The 408-nt window shown below is 60.8% G+C and carries 1 protein-coding gene; it reads right to left on the reverse strand.

All coding sequences use genetic code 11. The annotated features are described in order from the left end of the window. A partial coding sequence (locus AC066S_RS39760) for a glutathione S-transferase N-terminal domain-containing protein (RefSeq protein ID WP_478272055.1) occupies positions 1-279 on the reverse strand: 279 nt, incomplete at its 3' end. Between the last annotated feature and the right edge of the window lie 129 nt (positions 280-408).

The raw sequence follows: 408 nt of genomic DNA on the forward strand, positions 1-408 counted from the left end.
GAACAGGCGCACGCGGGCGCGGTCGACCGGGTCGCCAGGCATCAGCTGGGGGTGCGGGAAGCGCTCGTCGATGTACTCGTTGATGATGTTCGACTCGTACAGGATGAGGTCGCGCTCGACCAGGATGGGCACCTGGCCGTAGGGGTTCATCACGCTGATGTCTTCGGGCTTGTTGTACAGGTCCACATCGCGGATCTCGAAATCCATGCCTTTTTCGAACAGGACGAAGCGGCAGCGATGGGAGAAGGGACAGGTCGTACCCGAATAAAGCACCATCATGGTGGGAAGCTCCTAAAAATCAAAAAGAGTGGGCGCTCGCGCGTCCACTCCGGAAAGCGAAATGCGCCGCACGAAGGCGGCGCGATGCGGGGGATGGCGGCGAGCTTACCTGACGTCCTTCCAGAACGC

It is taken from the genome of Bradyrhizobium sp. CFUWI (assembly GCF_056429085.1).